This is a genomic window from Acidiluteibacter sp. (genome assembly GCF_055129545.1).
The window spans coordinates 199,686-217,927 of sequence record NZ_JBSRUB010000013.1 but is presented as its reverse complement, the minus strand read 5'-3'; the positions used below and the strand labels follow the sequence as shown (position 1 = coordinate 217,927).

Below are 18,242 nucleotides of genomic sequence, written 5' to 3'. Positions count from 1 at the left end.
ATATTTTCTATTTCTCAAAATAAAAATGGCAAGATTTTGTTTCTATTCTGTTCTATTCCCTAAATATCTTTAAATTCGCAGTTGTTTGAATCAAATTTTATCATTTCATAAGCATGGATACTTTTAAAAAATTAAATCTAACATTTGGATGGGGAACATGGTTGGTTGCCACAATCGTTTACCTATCTACCATTGAACCAACAACCAGCTTCTGGGATTGCGGGGAGTTTATCGCAACCGCCTATAAGTTACAAGTTGGTCACCCTCCAGGCGCACCATTATTTTCTATGATTGCGCGTTTCTTTATGATTTTTTCTACGCCTGACAATGCTGCAATGATGGTAAATATTCAATCAGCACTGTCTAGTTCATTCACTATTTTGTTCCTTTTCTGGACCATTACCTATTTCGCAAAGAAAATTGCAATGAAATCTGGTGATTTAACATCCGGAAAAATAAATGCAATAATAGGAAGTGGAGTTGTTGGTGCATTGGCTTATACTTTTAGTGATTCATTTTGGTTTTCAGCTGTGGAAGGTGAGGTATATGCCATGTCTTCTTTGTTTACAGCAATGGTATTTTGGGTTATTCTTAAATGGGAAAGCGTTGCGCATGAAAAACACAACCTTCGTTGGATTGTGCTAATTGCCTACTTAATGGGTCTTTCAATTGGAGTCCATTTATTGAACTTATTGGCTATTCCTGCCATTGTTTTTGTGTACTACTTTAAAAATTATCAAGTAACTAAACCAGGAATTGTAAAAGCATCGATCATATCAGTGCTCATTTTGGGTTTTGTTCAATATGGAATTATCCCAGGTTTAATTACAGGAGCAACCATCTTCGAAAGAATTTTCACCAACGGAATGGGAATGCCTTTTAACACTGGATTCTTTATTTACTTGATTCTTTTAGTTGCCTTAATTGTATTTGGTTTATACTTCACTCAAAAGAATAACAAACCGGTCTGGAACACCGCAATTTTGTGTTTCACCGTGATTGTTTTAGGATATTCTTCGTTTGCTGCCATCGTTATTCGATCAAATGCAAACCCACCGATGGATGAAAACAATCCTGAAAATGCATTTACATTATTGTCTTACCTTAATCGTGAGCAATATGGTGATCGTCCATTGTTCAATGGCCCTTCATTTAATAGTCCATTAGATAGACAGCAACCCTATACTGATGGCAGTCCTGCTTATGTGAAAGATGAAGAAAAAGGACAATATGTTATTTCTGATGATAAGAAAAACTCTGTTCCTAACTATGATTCTAGATTCAAAACGTTGTTGCCTCGTATGTGGAATACAGAGGCACCGAGAGTGAAACAATACAAAAGCTGGTCTCGATTTGAAGGAAAACCTATCCAAACCGTTGATAATTCAGGTAAACAGACCATTATTAACACACCTACCTTGGGTGAAAATTTAAGGTATTTATTCAGCTACCAGATGGACTGGATGTATTTTAGATACTTTATGTGGAACTTCTCTGGTCGACAAAATGACACACAAGGTCATGGAAATGTAAGAGACGGTAACTGGATTACGGGTATCAAATTCATCGATGAGATTAGGTTGGGAAATCAAGAATTCCTCCCTGAATCTGTTACTGACAATAGAGCCAACAACAAGTACTATATGCTCCCATTTATTTTGGGATTAATTGGATTGTTCTATCAATTCAAAACCAATCGTAACAACGGGGTAATTGTATTGTTGCTCTTCTTCTTTACTGGATTAGCAATTGTATTGTACTTGAATCAATACCCGTTGCAGCCTAGAGAGCGTGACTATGCATATGCAGCTTCTTTTTATGCCTTTGCTATTTGGATTGGTTTAGGTGTTATGGCAATTTCAGACTTATTTGCTAAGAAACTACCGGCTAAGTATGCGCCAATCATCGCTACAGTATTGTGTTTCGCATTGGTTCCTGCAATCATGGCCAAAGAAAACTGGAATGATCACACAAGAGCTGAAAGATACACAGGACGTGATTTTGCAAAGAACTATTTAGATTCCTGTGCTCCAAACGCTATCCTATTTACCAATGGTGATAATGACACGTTCCCCTTATGGTATGTACAAGAGGTGGAGGAATATAGAACGGATGTACGTGTAGTCAACTTGAGTTTATTGAACACTGACTGGTACATAGAACAAGTCAGGAGAAAAGCATACGACAGTGATGCCATTCCTCTGAGCATTTCACAAAAAAAGTACCGCCAAGGAACGAATGACTACTTACCTGTAGTTGATCGGAAAGAGTTGACTGGTTACACAGATGTTGAGAAAATTATTGAATTTGTTGATTCAGACAGCCCGCAGACAAAAGTACCTGTAGGAAGTGGACAAAGCATCAATTTTATTCCAACAAAGCGTTTGAGAATAAAAGTAGACAAGCAAAAAATGATTGACAATGGAACTGTGAAAAAAGAAGATGCAGGTAAAATAGTTGATTACATTGAGTGGAACATCAAAGGAAACTATGTGTTGAAAAACGATTTAGCTGTTCTTGATTTATTGGCCACTTTTGAATGGGATCGTCCTATTTATTTTGCGAGCACAACCGGACCTGATAGCTATATTGGTTTAGAAAATTATTTCCGTCAGGAAGGAATGGCTTACCGATTGGTTCCAATTAAAGCAGAAAATACAGATGGAAACCCTGGATTTGTTGAAACAGACATTTTGTATGACAACGTAATGAATAAATTCCAATGGGGTGGAATGGGAACCAGCGACATCTATATGGATGAAACCAATAGAAGAATGACAATGAGTTTGCGTATTCTATTCAATAGGTTATCAAGTAAATTGATCGAAGAAGGAAATAATGCAGATGCTTTGAAAGCAATGGATAAAGCATTTGAAGTTATGCCTGACAAAACAGTTCCTTATGACATCTTTGTGATGTTCTTGGTAGAGAACTACTATAAATTAGGCGAGTTTGAGAAAGCAAATGCAATCACAGACAGATTAGTGGAGATATTCTCTAAGGATGCAGCTTATTATAGATCATTAAGCCCAGAGCTTCAACGTTCATTTAGCAGCGATAATCAGCAGGCATTAGGAATATTGCAACGATTAAATCAAATGATTAGTCAGCAATACCCTCAGAGTCCTGAGTACCAGAAAGAGATTGAAAATAAAATTGCTCCTTATTTTAATGCAGGTTTAAGACCTCAAGATAGATAAGCAGGAATTAACTAAACTAAAAAGTCCTCATCCAAGTCGAATGACCAAAGATGAGGACTTTTTTTATGGGTGTAATTCAAAATGACTGACCATTATTGAAACCAAATCCAATGACTCAGGTATTCCAAGCTTAAAAAGCGATACGCATAGCGAGTTTAAACAAGAAATTGTTCAATTCATCTGGCTCAGCGTAATATCCGTAACGATAAAAGGCTCCTGCCCCAAAGGTTAGAAACTCCATTCTCAATAAATCATTTGCAATTAAACCAGATTCGAAATATCCTTTATCCATGGTATTAAAAGCGATATTTTGGTGAGTAGCAGTTCGATTCATATCTCCTATTCCAAAAGCAGTGTGCAACACAAATTCTGGATGAAACTTCTCGCCGTTATACAATAGTTTTTTGAAATTGTGACGAATGAATATGCTGGCAAATCGATTGTGAAAAAATTCATTTGGACGAACCGTTTCAAAAGTATTGGCAACCGAAATTCTAGCCCCTTGATTCACCCCAGTTGGTGTAAAGTTGAACATCAAAGGCGCACTGGCATCGATGTAACCGCCCAATAGTCGAACGTTTAATTCTCCCCCATTTCTAATGACAAATAGTTTCTCAATTCTACCTTCGTATTTGTTGTAATCAAATTGAGACTGATCAACTTCAAGGCCTTTTGTGTATTTAAAGTGAACGATAGGATACTTAGTTCCTGAAGAAATTTTCATTCCAAACAACTCCACAAATTTTTCACCATAGGCAAAACGAGCTTCCAGACCAACTTCTGATTGTTGAAACTGATTGTACCGGAGACTTACTTCATCCGAAACGGATCTTAAATAGCGGTAATCGTCACCAGATTGAATCCAATTGTGCTGACCAAATACATTGAACTGCCAACTTTTCAACACACTAAAACTACTCTCAAATCGAACCTTTTCTACTAGATCCATTTGGTAGATGTATAAGTATCTGTAACTTTCTGAAGTTGTTGTCGGTTTTTTTAATAAGGTAAATTGGGTACCTCCTCTTTCCAACACATCGTTTGAATAACTTAGTTTCAATCGAATGTCTTCTTCCTGAAATGGCTTATAACTTAAGTCCCCGCCATACTTCCAGTTTTTGTCTTTAAAACCATAAGCGAAATATCCACCGAGTGATAGCTTGTTGGAAATCTTGTCATTGGTATGAACCCCCAATCCTAGGCGCAAACCTTCATAGTTATTGTAAGCTCCCAACCTGTTCAGGTCAAAATTTATCGGTCCAACGGGAATATTCCCAGTCGTTACAATCTTTAGGATACGTAGTTTCTCATCAAATTTTTCTGCTTCACCAATCGAATCCATTTGCTGATACGTCCTCGCATCTCGAGCATCCAGAGTGTCAATACGAAATGCATTCAATAAACTATCGGTATTGCTTTTAATCTTTCGATCCATCTCTAACACCACATTATCGAACTTATTTTTAGGTCGTAAAGAAGTCAATTTTATGTTTTTTAAATACGATCGTCCAATGCCATATAGCGGAAATTGATCGACAATCAACGTATTGAAGGTTAAATTACTGTTCAACTGGATTGGAAACCACTGACCATCGACCTTTTCATACAGTTGTTGAATCTTCATTTCAATTCCTCCACCTTCAACTGCAGGACTAGCTGAAACACTTTTGATGGCATAGTCGCCTTTATGAATAGACAACTGCCCTTTTAAAGCTTCAAAATTCTTTCCCTTTTTCGGTTGAAAACTAATGGTGTAATACTTTTCACCATTGTCAACAATACTGTCTTCTAAAATAAATAAGTACTGACTTGTAGCACCTTTAGAAATTGGACTCAATAATCGATAATCCATTAACTCTACATAATCTTTGTAAAAAGAAAACGACTGCAACTGCGTTCCTATCAATGAAAATTCTGGCGATTTCAACCCACTCACTCGACTAGCCAAAATCACCTCTTTGTCTTTTGTTGGAGAAATATAATCACGGTGGCTCACCGACTCCATCATAAGAATGTGCTGTTTAGAAATATAGTCGGCAACATCCAATAAGGAAGAATCTTTATTGACAGAATCTTTTTGAAGCTCGATTTTTTTAGAAACACTGTCCGGGTTTACCGTAAAAACTAACTTATTGTATGAATCATATGAGAACTCTGTTGCTTCTTCAGGATTGTTTATTTTTCGGTTTTCAATCACTCGATTCATGATCACATCAGCAGGATTTATCCCAGGGATGATTCGAACTTCAGACACTTCAATGGCTTGTTGCTGCAGCAATACTATTGGGTTTGCTTTGATTTCCTTCACCTCCACTGCTCTTCGTTTATAACCTATATAGCTAAAAGTTAAAGTGGAATAACGTTCATCAATCGTTGAGTTAAATCGACCTTCAATATCGGTTATGAATCCATTATTGGTGCCCTCAATGCCAACAGTTACGAATGCCAAAGGTCGTTTGGACTGTTCATCCAACACTTGCCCAGAGATTCGAATGGCTTGACTGTAAGAGTAGATTACTGATAATAAAAACAGTAGTAGAAAAGAAAGGTGTCTAGTGTTCATAAATGAAAGATAGTGATATTTTGAATGTGTAACTTCGCTGCATGTTAATTGATACCAAAGACGCCCTCAACCTTTTATCTAAGCTCAGTGCTAGAAAAGTAGTGAACATCACCAAGGTTTGGGGGAGCTTTTTTTGGAGTAAATGGAAGAGCCAACCACTACAAAGAGGACTACCCATTAGTATTTCCATAGAACCGACGACAGCTTGTAATTTAGGTTGCCCAGAATGCCCGAGTGGTTTGAAATTTTTTACTCGACCAACAGGAAATTTAAAACCGAAATTTTACGAAAGTATTATCGATCAATTGGAAAAAGACTTGGTTTATTTGACCTTCTATTTTCAAGGCGAACCCTACATCAATCCTTCTTTTTTGGAAATGGTAAAGTATGCCTCCGACCGAAAAATATACACAGCGACTTCTACCAATGCCCATTTCTTGACTGACGAGAATGCTCGTAAAACAGTAGAATCTGGTTTAGATCGAATGATTATTTCCATTGATGGTACGACACAAGAAGTGTATGAAAGTTACCGTAAAAATGGAGATTTGAGCAAGGTAATCGAAGGAACAAAAAACATCATCAAGTGGAAAAAGAAATTAAAATCATCCACTCCAAATGTGCTATTTCAGTTTTTGGTGGTGAAGCCAAACGAGCATCAAATCGAAGAAGTTAAAAAACTTGGTAAAGAATTGGGCGTAGATTCGGTAAAACTGAAAACCGCTCAAGTCTACGAATACGAAAACGGAAATGACTTAATCCCAGAGCAGCAGAAATATTCCCGCTACCAAAAAGAAGCAGACGGAAAATATAGCATTAAAAACAGTTTGGAGGATCAATGTTGGAAAATGTGGAGCTCTTGCGTGATCACTTGGGATGGAAAAGTAGTGCCGTGCTGTTTTGACAAAGATGCCACTCACCGTTTAGGAGAATTGAAAGACATGAGCTTTAATAACATTTGGCAAGGGGACGCCTATCAAAATTTCAGGGCGCAACTGTTAAATGGCCGAAAGAACATTGACATCTGTAAAAATTGTTCAGAAGGTACTAAAGTGTGGGCTTAAAGACGAGACTAGACCGCTGCGCTGTTAGAATTTAGAAACTAGACTAGTTTATAGATCTTAAAAAAGCATTCAAATTAAGTAGAAATCTGGATTTAGATCAGGCTGAACCGACTTCGTTCTTCCCAACCGGATTCTGTTCGTTCAAATAAAACCAATTCCTCCAATGGTATTTTCGCTTGAAATTTCTCTTTTGCATATTGAGCAGACAATGCTTTAAAATGGGCCTTTCTCGTGAATTTATTGCGAATGGTAATGTGAGGCGCATAAAAGTACTTTTCTCGCTTCTGAGGCGTTATTTTTAAGCCAATCAACCACAATTTCAAACCTCTTCTTAATTCCTCCAAAGCTTCGTTTTTTGCAATGTCGATACTCAGGTTGGTATTGGGCAATGCAATTAAATCATTGGTCTTGATTTCGATGGAGGCTGACTTTCGCTCTTTCAAATAGCTTTCTAGTTCTGCGGTAAATGTTTGAATTCCTTTTTCATCGGTTTTGAAACTTGGCAGAATCGTAATGTGCGGAGGCAATGAAGCTGTTTTTACCGCTGGGTAGACTACATTGATCTCCGATTGAATTTTTAGAACCCGGTTGGTGATTTCTGTTGGAGGAAGGAAAAGGAGGATGAATGGGGATTTCATTTAAACGCTATTCAGCTAATGCTACTATTTTTTTTGACCGAATTTCATTAAAATAATTTCTGCATTTTTATTTTCAGGATTTAGCTCAAGAGACTTCCGATATGCATCCAACCCTTCTTCGTGTTTTTCCATTTTCATAAAGGCTTCTCCAAGACTGTCGTAAGCATTATAACCTGTTGGATATAACTTCACATTGGTTTTAAAAATCAAAATGGCATCTTCAGCTCTTCCTTTATTTAAAAGGTGATAACCGAACTTATTAATGCCACTTTCTGATAAATCATATTCTGATTCTGATAACTCTTCATTGTTTAAGAATTCCAAAATCTCATCCATGCTTTTCTCTTCTTCTAGTAACTCAGTCAGCTTTTTCTTATTCATTTGCTTTACTTTCTCTCTTTGCTGAGCCAATGTTTCCACATTGTATTCTACTCGTTCTTTATCGGTAACTTTTGTGGTATCCATTTTATACATGGTCCATGGAGCATCCTTGCCATTTTTGGTGTATTGCGTACCATAAATCTGTGGTTGTTTCTTGCGCATCAAATCTCTATCAATTGCCGCTGCTAACAACCATTTACTTCTGGTGCTATCCAACTCCATTGCTTTTCGCATCATCTTTACCGCTTTCCCAGAAGCAATCGTATCGTTGCCGTGCTGATAAATCATAGCTGCATGGTAATAATCCATTGACGTTTTTAATTGCCCATTAGTAACCATTTGTTCTACTTTAGTTTCTCGATCTCTGTCTTTTTCTGCCACAATGTTCCAGTCAATGTCATCCGTTCTTCGATCGGCCTGATCATGCTCATACATTGTTTTTAATTCGTCGTTATCTTGCAGTTTTGTATTCTGAGCCACACCAAATTGACTCAACAAAACTAAAAAAAGGACAGCACTAATAAATTGTAATTTTTTCATAGTAGATTGATTGTAATCCTACTGTAAGTATAGTCATAATATCAATTCAACACGAGTAGAAATGCAATTCACTCCATTAAAATATCACAAAAAGCAGAATGATTTTAGGTGCTTTTCTAACCCATTTGAATGAATCATTTTAGATAGAGAATGCGATATTTGGTACAAAATGAGTACGTTACTCTTCAATTGAATTTCCTAAATTCTAAGAGTAATTTTTGGAGGAGGAATTAAAAAGAGGATTTAATATAGGTTACCTATTTTAAAAACTTTGGGTCTAATTTTATTGAGCTGAAAATAAAATCCATTCCGACCCCTATTAATAAGATTAAAAAACTACTAATTGGGAAAGTTTCAAAAACTCCAAAAATAAATTGTCCATCTCCAGCTTGTTTACTGTCGGACCAAATATAAAAAACCAATGGATGAATAGTAATAGTTAGGGAAAAAAAGTAGATCCAAGTTTCGGCTAAACTTCCTCTTCCTTTCATTTGAATTGACTTTTTAGTCCGGCGGTAATAGAGAAAAGAGGCAATACAAGCTAAAAGAAATAGAGTTAATCCTGCAAAGAATGAAACAACTCCATAATTTGATATTGCTGATGTCAATAAAAGTTCAGTAGGAAAAGCTATAGGCAGAAAAGCAAGCATCGCTATAATTGATATATCAGGAATAAAGAAAGCTATCAACCCGGGTATAGCCCATAAAAAACCTACTCCTGATGCAGATATATTATTAGTCCTTTTCTCTTTCATCTGAAATTAAATAAATTTCAACTTTATCAATTTGAATTTGGTAGCGCATACAATTTAATAGACTAATAGCAATTTCTAACTTTTAAAAGTTATACTAGTTAAATACTCATTTGGTGTTAGTATAGGCAAATCAGAATTCTTAAAATCCTTTCCATTTCTGGTTATTATTAGATTGCATTCTGATTTTAGAGCGGAGAAATACTGCAAAGCATCCTCAAAGTCCGTAAATTTAGAAATAAGTCCTTTATCAATTATTTGATCAGTGAGATCTGAAGTTTCGGCAATCACTTTAAATTTTCTCAATTTCTCTAAAACTACTTCATTGCTTTCATACCTTGAAAGAATATAAAAAGCAGTGATATATGTTAAGGCAGAAATAATTACTTGCACCTCACCTTTATCAGCAAGGGTTGCGATTTTTGCGGCGGCATTGTAGAAGAGTTCTCGTTCACCTAATAAATCAATTACAACATTCGTATCTAGAAAAAGCTTATCCATCATTTATGCTTTTCAATTAAATGGTCTCTGTATACTTTTTTGTAGTCTAAATCCGCAGGTATTTGAACTCCAGTTTTTAGACTTTTTATAAATGGAGAAATTTCTATGTCATTCTCTGTATTTGTATTATCCCTATCAACTAGCGACTTTAAGTAGGCTTCTATCATACGAGAAAGACTTTTTTTCTGAGATGCAGCGTACTCTTTCGCTCTATCAATTACACGCTTATCTAACTTTAATGTCAATTTTGAATCCATTAGAATCATTTTATACGTACAAATATATTAAATTAGTCCGTATTAATAATATATAAATCAAAGGCAAATGATGCTATTCAAAATTCAAGTGAAATTCACTTCAAAAATACTTGTTAATAATAGATTCCAATAAAGATGGTTTTATTGTACCAATCTGCATTCTATATGCTTCAATACTCGAAACAAGAATCAATCTATTATTGTAAAATCGAGCTGCCTTTTCAGGTGTGTTGAAAGTATATTGGCCAATAATTTTTGAGATTAATAATTTACCCCTTGTTAGAAAATCACCTTCCGTCTTAGTAGTAATTAACTTAATTTCTCCATTATCTGAAATACTTCCATCAAATTCCGATGGCAATCGATTTACCCATGCCGAATCCAATTTTGTAGCATTAAGCCTTACATTTCCTAGACAATCTATTTTTCCTTTAAATTCTGAAGGATAAGAATATTGAGCGAATGGGTAAAGCAACCAATTATTTGTCGTTTTTGAACTACAATAAACATGACCGTTTTTATTTAGTTTCCCTTGTAGTACTTGCGTATAGCTTCCAAAATATGACATTCCCTCTTGATAGGTCTTAAACTTTAAATCAATAACATTAAGAGATTCATAACTATCTTGGGCAATCTCCTTAAATTTATTATTTGTTAATTCAAGATTTATAGCACAAAGTCTGTTGATTTCATTATTTAACTCAAAAGCCCTGATCCTTAAAGTGTTCAGATAGCTTGGAGATATCTCTCTTGTTTGCAAGTATTCTAGCTTTTGTTTGACAAGTAAAAGCCTTTTTTCTAATTTTAATATTGTCTTTTCTTTAACCATCCATATTTGTATTAGGAAATATTTACTTTAATGGAAAGTTTGAACATTATGCGACTATTCAAAATTACTATATTGAATCAATATAATATCTGGAATTACAGAATTACCTATTACCACAAAAAAAGCCCTACTGCATCAGCAATAGGGCTCTCAAATATTCGAAATAACAGTTTTTACACAGTCATAATGTCTTTCTCTTTTGCAATTAAGAAATCATCAATTCGTTTGCTAGTGGCATCAGTCAATTGTTGAACTTCATCAATCAATCCTTTTACCGCATCTTCGGCTAAACCTTCTTTCTCCAAACGTTTGAATTCGTCATTTGCTTCACGACGAGCATTTCTAACACCCACTTTAGCATCTTCCGTTTCCGCTTTTGCTTGTTTTACTAAATCACGTCTTCTTTCCTCCGTTAAAACCGGTACATTGATCATAATGTTGGTTCCATTGTTCTGAGGGTTCAAGCCTAAGTTAGAATTGATGATTGCGCGCTCTATCGGCTCAATCATTCCTTTTTCCCAAGGCTGTATATTCAAAGTACGAGCATCCAAGGTACTCACGTTGGCCACTTGTGTCAACGGTGTCATTGATCCGTAATAATCCACCATTACACTGCCCAACATTGAAGGAGTGGCCTTACCAGCTCTAATCTTCAGCAATGAAACTTCTAAATGAGCCAATGACTTTTGCATCAACTCTTTTGCATTCTCTAATATTAATTCAATTTCTTCTTCCATGATTAATTGATTCTAAAACTCTACTAAAGTACCTACTTTTTCTTGACCTTCTAATACCTTTTTCAAATTTCCGGGCGTATCCATATCGAACACGATAATTGGCAACTTGTTTTCGTTACACAATGTAAAGGCAGTCATATCCATGATGTTCAAGCCTTTTTCATAGACTTCGCTAAACGAAACTTTGTCGTATTTTACTGCATCAGGATTTTTCTCAGGATCAGAATCATAAATTCCATCCACTCGAGTTCCTTTCAAAATAACGTCTGCTTCTATTTCGATGGCTCTTAAACTTGCCGCCGTATCAGTTGTAAAATATGGATTTCCAGTTCCTGCTCCGAAAATAACTACTCGTCCTTTTTCCAAGTGACGCACTGCTCTTCTTCGGATAAATGGCTCAGCAATTTGCTCCATTTTTATTGCGGTCAATAATCGAGTATATACATCTGCTTCTTCAAGTGCCGATTGCAATGCCATACTGTTGATTACAGTGGCCAACATTCCCATATAATCTCCTTGAACACGATCCATTCCGCCTTCTGCAGCCTGAATTCCTCTAAAAATATTTCCACCACCGATTACAATTGCAACTTCTACACCTGATCGGACAATTTCTTTTATTTCTTTAGCGTATTGGGCCAATTTGACGTGATCGATACCAAATTGTTTCTCACCCATTAGGGATTCACCACTTAATTTTAGAAGAATTCTCTTATAAACCATCTTAAACTTTTTTACAAATTTAACAATACTGTCTCTACCTTTGAAAGGTTCTTAATCCTTTTAATTTGATGCAATATCTAACTAAAAGTCTCCCTTTTGAGGTAAAGCCAGAGTTTTGCGCAAAAAAAAGAGAGAAATAAATTTCTCTCTTTTTGAATGAAGTATTGATTAACCCAATGCAATACGCTTAAATCCTGTCGCTACTAACTCTTTGTTAACGGTCTTCAAATAAGCCTCAACAGTTAAAGCATTGTCTTTAATGTATTGTTGTTTAATCAATGTATTCTCTTTGTAGAATTTACCCAATTTACCTTGAGCAATTTTCTCAACCATCTCTTCAGGTTTCCCTTCTTGACGAGCTTGATCTCTACCAATTTCTAGTTCTCTTTCGATCATGTCTGCAGTTACACCTTCGTCATTTAAAGCGATAGGGTTCATTGCAGCTACTTGCATTGCTACGTTTTTAGCAGCCTCAGCCTCAGCATCACCTGATTTAGAAACAGCAACGATAGATGCTAAACTATTTCCTGGGTGATTGTAAGCAACTACTAATTCGCTTTCCAAAATTTCAACAGCAGAAAGTTCAATTTTCTCACCAATTTTACCCACTTCTTCGATGATTCTATCAGCGATAGTTAAAGTAGTTCCAGGATAAGTCAATGCCTTTGCCTCATCAATAGTGGTCACACCATTTTCGATTACTGCATCTAAAATGTTATTTGCAAATGCTACAAATGCATCATTTTTAGCAACGAAATCAGTTTCACAGTTTACTACAACCATTACACCTTTTTTGTTGTCAGCAGTAGCTTTAGCCAATACTAAACCTTCTTTAGCATCTCTATCACCTCTGTTTGCAGCAATTTTTTGACCTTTCTTTCTCAATAAGTCGATTGCTTGCTCGAAATCTCCGTTTGCTTCTACTAATGCCTTTTTACAGTCCATCATTCCAGCTCCGGTTTGCTTTCTTAATTGATTTACCTCAGCAGCAGTTATTGTAGCCATGGTTATATTGTATTTTTAAGTTATTATTGTTGTAAATTATGCTTCTTCAGAAGTTGCTTCTTTTTTGTCAGCTTCTTTCTCTTTCTTAGGCTTTGTTTTTTCCTTGTCTGCAGTACGCTCAGCTAAACCTTCGTTTACAGCTTTTGTTACATACTCCATGATTTTTCCAATTGACTTAGAAGCATCATCGTTTGCAGGAATTGGGAAATCAACTAAACCTGGGTTAGAGTTGGTATCAACGATAGCAAAAGTTGGAATGTTTAATTTTCTAGCTTCAGCTACAGCGATGTGTTCTTTTTTGATATCTACGATAAACAAAGCAGAAGGCAATCTATTCAAATCAGAAATAGAACCTAAATCTCTTTCCAATTTAGCTCTTTGACGGCTAATTTGAAGACGCTCTCTTTTTGACAAAACGTCAAAAGTACCATCTTTCATCATGTTGTCAATAGTTGACATTTTACGAACCGCTTTACGGATAGTCGCAAAGTTAGTCAACATACCTCCAGGCCATCTTTCAGTAACGTAAGGCATACCAGTTGTTTTTACTGCTTCTGCTACGGTATCTTTCGCTTGTTTTTTTGTTGCTACGAAAAGGATTTTCTTTCCTGATTTAGCGATTTGCTTCATTGCTGCAGTTGCTTCATCCAACTTTACAACAGTTTTGTTCAAATCGATAATGTGGATTCCATTCTTCTCCATGAAGATGTAAGGAGCCATTTTTGGATGCCACTTTCTTTTTAGGTGACCAAAATGTACACCTGCCTCTAATAATTCTTTGTAATCTGTCTTAGACATTTGTTAAATTTTTTATAGTGTTTACATTCATTTAAAGCAATTGCAGAGTAGCGCCCTTTGGGAACAGTCTCTGCAATTTAGATACTAAACACCTCCTTAAAGGTGAATTGAATATGTTGAAAACTCCAACAAGAAACGGAATATTAACGTTTCGAGAACTGGAATTTCTTTCTTGCTTTTTTCTGACCTGGCTTCTTTCTTTCCACCATTCTTGGGTCTCTTGTCATCAAACCTTCTGCTTTTAATGCAGGCTTGTTTTCGGCGTTGATTTCAACCAATGCTCTAGAGATTCCTAAACGAATAGCTTCAGCTTGTCCAGTGATTCCACCACCTTGTACGTTTACTTTTACATCGTACTGACCAGTTGTTTCGGTCAATGCAAAAGCTTGCGCCAAACGGTACTGTAGACCAATTGTAGGAAAGTATGTTTTCATATCTTTTCCGTTTACAATGATCTCACCTTTACCAGCCGAAAGATAAACTCTAGCGATTGATTTTTTTCTTCTACCTAGTGTATTTACTACTTCCATAGGACTATTTAATTGTGTTCAATTTAATTTCTTTTGGCTTTTGAGCAGCATGATTATGCTCAGTACCTGCAACAACAGTTAAGTTACCAAACAATGCCTTACCCAATCTGTTTTTTGGAAGCATTCCTCTTACAGCGTTTTCAACAACTGCAATTGGCTTTTTCTCCAACATATCTCTAACAGATCTTACTTTTTGTCCACCTGGGTGCAAACTATAAGTGATGTACACTTTTTCGTCCATTTTATTTCCAGTCAACTTGATTTTCTCTGCGTTGATAACAATTACGTTATCACCACAATCAACGTGTGGAGTAAAATTTACTTTGTGTTTTCCTCTTATTAATTTAGCAACCTTTGATGCCAATCTTCCCAATGTTTCATTCTCTGCGTCAACAAGTAACCATTCTTTGTTTACTGTTGCACTGTTTGCTGAAACTGTTTTATAACTTAACGTATTCACCTTAATTTATCTTTTAACTGTTTATTAAGCGCACTTATCCCAAAAGGGGCTGCGAAGTTAGAACTATTTTTTTTCTTCAACAAACTTTATTAACAAATAAATTGTGAATTATTACACTTTGCCAATATTCACCAACTTGCCATGCTTGTTGGTGTTGCGAAAGAAACGTTATACTTTCTAACAATATTCGTTGAATGCCATGTTTAAATTCTCCGCAATCATTTCGGCAGGACGTCCTTCAATGTGGTGACGTTCGATAAAATGAACCAACTTTCCGTCTTTAAATAAGGCGATAGATGGAGAAGATGGAGGGTAAGGCAACATGTGCTTTCTTGCTTGCGCTACTGCTGCTGCATCTACTCCTGCAAAAACTGTTGTTAAATGATCTGGTTTTTTTGCATTCTCTGCTGCCATTCTCACAGCTGGACGCGCATTCGCTGCTGCACAACCACAAACAGAGTTGATCATTACCAATGTAGTACCTGATGCATTGATTGCATTGTCTACATCTTCTGGATTTAATAATTCTTTGAACCCAACTGAAGTTAATTCAGCTTTCATTGGGGCTACCATTTCTTCTGGATACATGGTTCTATATTTTTGAGTTTATATTGTATTAATTGGAAGGACAAAATTACCAATAAAGGATTTTATAACAGCTTTTTTAGACAGTTGTTCTTTACCTTATATAAGGAGTAGATTTTAGACCCTGCCAGAGGCAAGGCGCGCGCTTCGCTGTTAGAAATTAAAATGTCACCACTACGTGGGTTTCGTAACTGGATTGTTGAACTTCTAATAAGATTTCACCCCTATGGGGCTTGAATAGCATCCCATAAGTAAACTTTGACTTTAGTATTTTATATCCTTTGTCATATTGAGCACTTCGATACTCTCAGCACAGGCTTTGTCGAAATATAGATAAAGGACCACTAAGATACTTGAATGAAAATTACCTTTTACTTTTAAAGAAATTTCGAATCAAAGACCCACACTCTTCTGCCAATATTCCTGAAACGACTTCTGTTTTTGGATGTAAAATGGATTTTTCTGCTGCAGCTCTATACCCTCTCCGCTCGTCCGCTGCGGCAAAAACAACTTTACCAATTTGCGTCCAAAAAGCGGCACCAGCGCACATGACACAAGGCTCCAAAGTCACATACAAAGTGCACTCATCTAAATATTTTCCGCCTAAATAATCAGCTGCAGCTGTAAATGCTTGCATTTCGGCATGGGCAGTTACATCGTTCAATCGTTCGGTGTAATTGTGCGCTCTAGCGATAATTGTATTTTGGTGAACCACCACAGCGCCTACAGGCACTTCATCTGCATCGAATGCTTTTTTCGCTTCTTTCAAAGCTTCCTTCATAAATCGTTCATCTGAAAATACCGTCAACTCCATGATTCCTTACTTTTTGACAAAACTAATTAAAGTCAATCTTATGTAGCTTAAAAGATACCGATTCACTAATTTTGCCGCTTAAATTATATTGAAGAATATGTTGCGATCAAACACCTGTGGAGAATTAACCATTTCAGACTTAAATAAAGAAGTAACCCTTTGCGGATGGGTTCAAAAATCAAGAGATTTAGGTGGTATGACCTTTATTGATCTTCGTGATCGATATGGAATTACACAATTGGTTTACAACATGGAAACGCATGCCGAACTGTGCGAAAAAGCACGAAAATTAGGTCGTGAGTTTGTGATTTCTGTTACGGGTAAAGTAATTGAAAGAAGCAGCAAGAACAAGAACATGAAGACCGGTGAGGTGGAAATTGAAGTGACTTCAATGACTATTTTGAATGCTTCCAAAACACCTCCATTTACTATTGAGGATGAAACAGATGGTGGTGAAGATTTGAGAATGAAATACCGCTACTTGGATTTGAGAAGAAAACCAGTAGCTTCAAAATTGATGCTAAGACATCAAATTAATAAAGAGGTGAGAAACTTCTTAAACAATGAAGATTTTATAGAAGTAGAAACGCCTTACTTGATTAAATCGACTCCTGAAGGTGCTCGTGACTTTGTGGTTCCTTCAAGAATGAACCCGAATGAGTTTTATGCTTTACCACAATCGCCGCAAACCTTTAAGCAATTGTTGATGGTGGCTGGTTACGACCGATACTACCAGATAGTAAAGTGTTTTAGAGATGAGGATTTAAGAGCCGATCGTCAGCCGGAGTTTACTCAGATTGACTGCGAAATGACTTTCATTGAGCAAGAAGATATCTTGAACACCTTTGAGGAAATGATGAAGCATCTATTTAAAACGGTAAAAGGTGTTGAGTTGGCTGACTTTCCTCGGATGACTTTTGATGATGCGATGCGTTTATACGGAAACGACAAGCCAGACATTCGCTTTGGGATGCCTTTCGTTGAACTAAATGAGGTGGCACAAAACCAAGGGTTCAAAGTTTTTGATGATGCAGAATTAGTAGTAGGAATTTGTGCTGATGGTTGCGCAGAATATACAAGAAAACAATTGGACGCATTAACTGACTTTGTAAAGAAGCCGCAAGTTGGTGCTACAGGATTGGTATATGTTAAGGTAAACGGTGATGGATCATTTAAATCGTCAGTGGATAAATTCTTTGATGCAGAGAAATTGAAAGCTTGGGCAGACAAAATGAATGCGAAGCCGGGCGACTTATTATTGGTGATCTCAGGAAACGTAAATAAATCTAGAAAAGCACTAAGCGAATTGCGTTTGGAAATGGGAAAACAATTGGGCTTGAGAGACAACAATACATTTGCTCCGCTTTGGGTAATCGACTTTCCATTGTTGGAATGGGATGAAGACAGCGAGCGTTTCCATGCGATGCACCACCCGTTTACCTCTCCAAAATTAGCAGACTTAGACAAAATGAACACTGCACCAGGAGACATCAGAGCCAATGCTTACGACATGGTGATTAATGGTGTTGAGATTGGTGGAGGATCAATCAGAATCCACGACCGGGATTTACAAAAGAAAATGTTTGACTTATTAGGTTTCACAGAAGAAGAAGCAAAAGCACAATTTGGTTTCTTGATGAATGCCTTTGAATACGGTGCGCCTCCTCACGGTGGTATTGCTTTAGGTTTTGATCGTCTTTGCGCGCTATTTGGCGGCACGGAATCCATTCGTGATTACATCGCCTTCCCAAAGAACAATAGTGGTAGAGACGTGATGATTGATGCTCCTGCAACGATTGCTGGTGCGCAATTGGATGAGCTGTTTTTGAATACAGTAAAGCCAGTTGCTAAAGGATAAAACATAG

At 36.5% G+C, this 18,242-nt stretch carries 18 protein-coding genes; 3 read left to right on the top strand and 15 right to left on the bottom strand.

The window, feature by feature from the left end; all coding sequences use genetic code 11:
• The first annotated feature begins 113 nt into the window (after positions 1 to 113).
• Entirely contained in the window at positions 114 to 3,200 is a 3,087-nt protein-coding gene (locus ACTB0X_RS07035; protein WP_463024290.1) for a DUF2723 domain-containing protein, read from the top strand.
• A 130-nt stretch (positions 3,201 to 3,330) separates the two neighbouring features.
• On the opposite strand, the gene ACTB0X_RS07030 is transcribed toward ACTB0X_RS07035, so the two are convergent.
• The gene (locus ACTB0X_RS07030) at positions 3,331 to 5,763 is read right to left on the bottom strand and encodes a DUF5686 and carboxypeptidase-like regulatory domain-containing protein (RefSeq protein ID WP_463024289.1); all 2,433 of its coding nucleotides are present in this window, start codon (positions 5,761 to 5,763) and stop codon (positions 3,331 to 3,333) included.
• A 41-nt stretch (positions 5,764 to 5,804) separates the two neighbouring features.
• Between ACTB0X_RS07030 and ACTB0X_RS07025 the strand changes: the two genes are divergently transcribed.
• Positions 5,805 to 6,827, top strand: coding sequence for a radical SAM/SPASM domain-containing protein (locus ACTB0X_RS07025; RefSeq protein ID WP_463024288.1), 1,023 nt, complete (start codon positions 5,805 to 5,807; stop codon positions 6,825 to 6,827).
• A 92-nt stretch (positions 6,828 to 6,919) separates the two neighbouring features.
• Here the strand turns inward: ACTB0X_RS07025 and ACTB0X_RS07020 are convergent, their stop codons facing one another.
• The 14 genes from ACTB0X_RS07020 to ACTB0X_RS06955 form a co-directional block, all read right to left on the bottom strand.
• Positions 6,920 to 7,465, bottom strand: coding sequence for a 2'-5' RNA ligase family protein (locus ACTB0X_RS07020; protein ID WP_463024287.1), 546 nt, complete (start codon positions 7,463 to 7,465; stop codon positions 6,920 to 6,922).
• 24 nt (positions 7,466 to 7,489) lie between these two features.
• Positions 7,490 to 8,386, bottom strand: coding sequence for a tetratricopeptide repeat protein (locus ACTB0X_RS07015; RefSeq protein WP_463024286.1), 897 nt, complete (start codon positions 8,384 to 8,386; stop codon positions 7,490 to 7,492).
• A 257-nt stretch (positions 8,387 to 8,643) separates the two neighbouring features.
• Positions 8,644 to 9,141 carry a hypothetical protein gene (locus tag ACTB0X_RS07010; RefSeq protein ID WP_463024285.1) on the bottom strand — a complete coding sequence of 166 codons (498 nt, stop codon included), beginning with the start codon at positions 9,139 to 9,141 and terminating at the stop codon, positions 8,644 to 8,646.
• Positions 9,142 to 9,216: 75 nt separating this feature from the next.
• Positions 9,217 to 9,639 (bottom strand): type II toxin-antitoxin system VapC family toxin, encoded by a 423-nt coding sequence (locus tag ACTB0X_RS07005; RefSeq protein ID WP_463024284.1) that lies wholly within the window; start codon positions 9,637 to 9,639, stop codon positions 9,217 to 9,219.
• Positions 9,639 to 9,896, bottom strand: coding sequence for a DUF6364 family protein (locus ACTB0X_RS07000; protein WP_463024283.1), 258 nt, complete (start codon positions 9,894 to 9,896; stop codon positions 9,639 to 9,641). Before ACTB0X_RS07000 ends, ACTB0X_RS07005 begins: the two co-directional genes overlap by 1 nt.
• A 100-nt stretch (positions 9,897 to 9,996) precedes the next feature.
• Positions 9,997 to 10,725 carry a hypothetical protein gene (locus ACTB0X_RS06995; RefSeq protein WP_463024282.1) on the bottom strand — a complete coding sequence of 243 codons (729 nt, stop codon included), beginning with the start codon at positions 10,723 to 10,725 and terminating at the stop codon, positions 9,997 to 9,999.
• A gap of 173 nt (positions 10,726 to 10,898) precedes the next feature.
• Entirely contained in the window at positions 10,899 to 11,462 is a 564-nt protein-coding gene (gene frr, locus ACTB0X_RS06990; protein ID WP_463024281.1) for a ribosome recycling factor, read from the bottom strand.
• Between the two features lie 12 nt (positions 11,463 to 11,474).
• A complete protein-coding gene (gene pyrH / locus ACTB0X_RS06985) occupies positions 11,475 to 12,185 on the bottom strand; it encodes a UMP kinase (RefSeq protein ID WP_463024280.1) in 711 nt (236 codons plus the stop codon).
• Between the two features lie 168 nt (positions 12,186 to 12,353).
• Positions 12,354 to 13,190 carry a translation elongation factor Ts gene (tsf, locus tag ACTB0X_RS06980; RefSeq protein ID WP_463024279.1) on the bottom strand — a complete coding sequence of 279 codons (837 nt, stop codon included), beginning with the start codon at positions 13,188 to 13,190 and terminating at the stop codon, positions 12,354 to 12,356.
• A 36-nt stretch (positions 13,191 to 13,226) separates the two neighbouring features.
• Entirely contained in the window at positions 13,227 to 13,988 is a 762-nt protein-coding gene (gene rpsB, locus ACTB0X_RS06975) for a 30S ribosomal protein S2 (RefSeq protein WP_463024278.1), read from the bottom strand.
• A 143-nt stretch (positions 13,989 to 14,131) separates the two neighbouring features.
• Entirely contained in the window at positions 14,132 to 14,518 is a 387-nt protein-coding gene (gene rpsI, locus ACTB0X_RS06970) for a 30S ribosomal protein S9 (protein ID WP_463024277.1), read from the bottom strand.
• Positions 14,519 to 14,522: 4 nt separating this feature from the next.
• Positions 14,523 to 14,978, bottom strand: a complete 456-nt coding sequence (rplM, locus tag ACTB0X_RS06965; protein ID WP_463024276.1) for a 50S ribosomal protein L13 — start codon at positions 14,976 to 14,978, stop codon at positions 14,523 to 14,525.
• Positions 14,979 to 15,155: 177 nt separating this feature from the next.
• Positions 15,156 to 15,566: a BrxA/BrxB family bacilliredoxin gene (locus ACTB0X_RS06960; protein WP_463024275.1), complete on the bottom strand. Its 411-nt coding sequence runs from the start codon at positions 15,564 to 15,566 to the stop codon at positions 15,156 to 15,158.
• 361 nt (positions 15,567 to 15,927) lie between these two features.
• Positions 15,928 to 16,377: a nucleoside deaminase gene (locus ACTB0X_RS06955; RefSeq protein ID WP_463024274.1), complete on the bottom strand. Its 450-nt coding sequence runs from the start codon at positions 16,375 to 16,377 to the stop codon at positions 15,928 to 15,930.
• A 97-nt stretch (positions 16,378 to 16,474) separates the two neighbouring features.
• Here ACTB0X_RS06955 and aspS point away from each other — a divergent pair, with 97 nt between their 5' ends.
• A complete protein-coding gene (gene aspS / locus ACTB0X_RS06950) occupies positions 16,475 to 18,235 on the top strand; it encodes an aspartate--tRNA ligase (protein WP_463024273.1) in 1,761 nt (586 codons plus the stop codon).
• Positions 18,236 to 18,242 lie beyond the last annotated feature (7 nt).

Bases quoted from the DNA above. Each gene is read 5' to 3' on its own strand.
- rpsB (WP_463024278.1), bottom strand. From the start codon at position 13,988: ATGTCTAAGACAGATTACAAAGAATTATTAGAGGCAGGTGTACATTTT.
- ACTB0X_RS07020 (WP_463024287.1), bottom strand. From the start codon at position 7,465: ATGAAATCCCCATTCATCCTCCTTTTCCTTCCTCCAACAGAAATCACC.
- ACTB0X_RS06955 (WP_463024274.1), bottom strand. From the start codon at position 16,377: ATGGAGTTGACGGTATTTTCAGATGAACGATTTATGAAGGAAGCTTTG.
- ACTB0X_RS07000 (WP_463024283.1), bottom strand. From the start codon at position 9,896: ATGGATTCAAAATTGACATTAAAGTTAGATAAGCGTGTAATTGATAGA.
- ACTB0X_RS07010 (WP_463024285.1), bottom strand. From the start codon at position 9,141: ATGAAAGAGAAAAGGACTAATAATATATCTGCATCAGGAGTAGGTTTT.
- tsf (WP_463024279.1), bottom strand. From the start codon at position 13,190: ATGGCTACAATAACTGCTGCTGAGGTAAATCAATTAAGAAAGCAAACC.
- ACTB0X_RS07025 (WP_463024288.1), top strand. From the start codon at position 5,805: ATGTTAATTGATACCAAAGACGCCCTCAACCTTTTATCTAAGCTCAGT.
- ACTB0X_RS07030 (WP_463024289.1), bottom strand. From the start codon at position 5,763: ATGAACACTAGACACCTTTCTTTTCTACTACTGTTTTTATTATCAGTA.
- pyrH (WP_463024280.1), bottom strand. From the start codon at position 12,185: ATGGTTTATAAGAGAATTCTTCTAAAATTAAGTGGTGAATCCCTAATG.
- aspS (WP_463024273.1), top strand. From the start codon at position 16,475: ATGTTGCGATCAAACACCTGTGGAGAATTAACCATTTCAGACTTAAAT.
- ACTB0X_RS06960 (WP_463024275.1), bottom strand. From the start codon at position 15,566: ATGTATCCAGAAGAAATGGTAGCCCCAATGAAAGCTGAATTAACTTCA.
- ACTB0X_RS07035 (WP_463024290.1), top strand. From the start codon at position 114: ATGGATACTTTTAAAAAATTAAATCTAACATTTGGATGGGGAACATGG.
- rpsI (WP_463024277.1), bottom strand. From the start codon at position 14,518: ATGGAAGTAGTAAATACACTAGGTAGAAGAAAAAAATCAATCGCTAGA.
- ACTB0X_RS07015 (WP_463024286.1), bottom strand. From the start codon at position 8,386: ATGAAAAAATTACAATTTATTAGTGCTGTCCTTTTTTTAGTTTTGTTG.
- ACTB0X_RS07005 (WP_463024284.1), bottom strand. From the start codon at position 9,639: ATGGATAAGCTTTTTCTAGATACGAATGTTGTAATTGATTTATTAGGT.
- frr (WP_463024281.1), bottom strand. From the start codon at position 11,462: ATGGAAGAAGAAATTGAATTAATATTAGAGAATGCAAAAGAGTTGATG.
- ACTB0X_RS06995 (WP_463024282.1), bottom strand. From the start codon at position 10,725: ATGGTTAAAGAAAAGACAATATTAAAATTAGAAAAAAGGCTTTTACTT.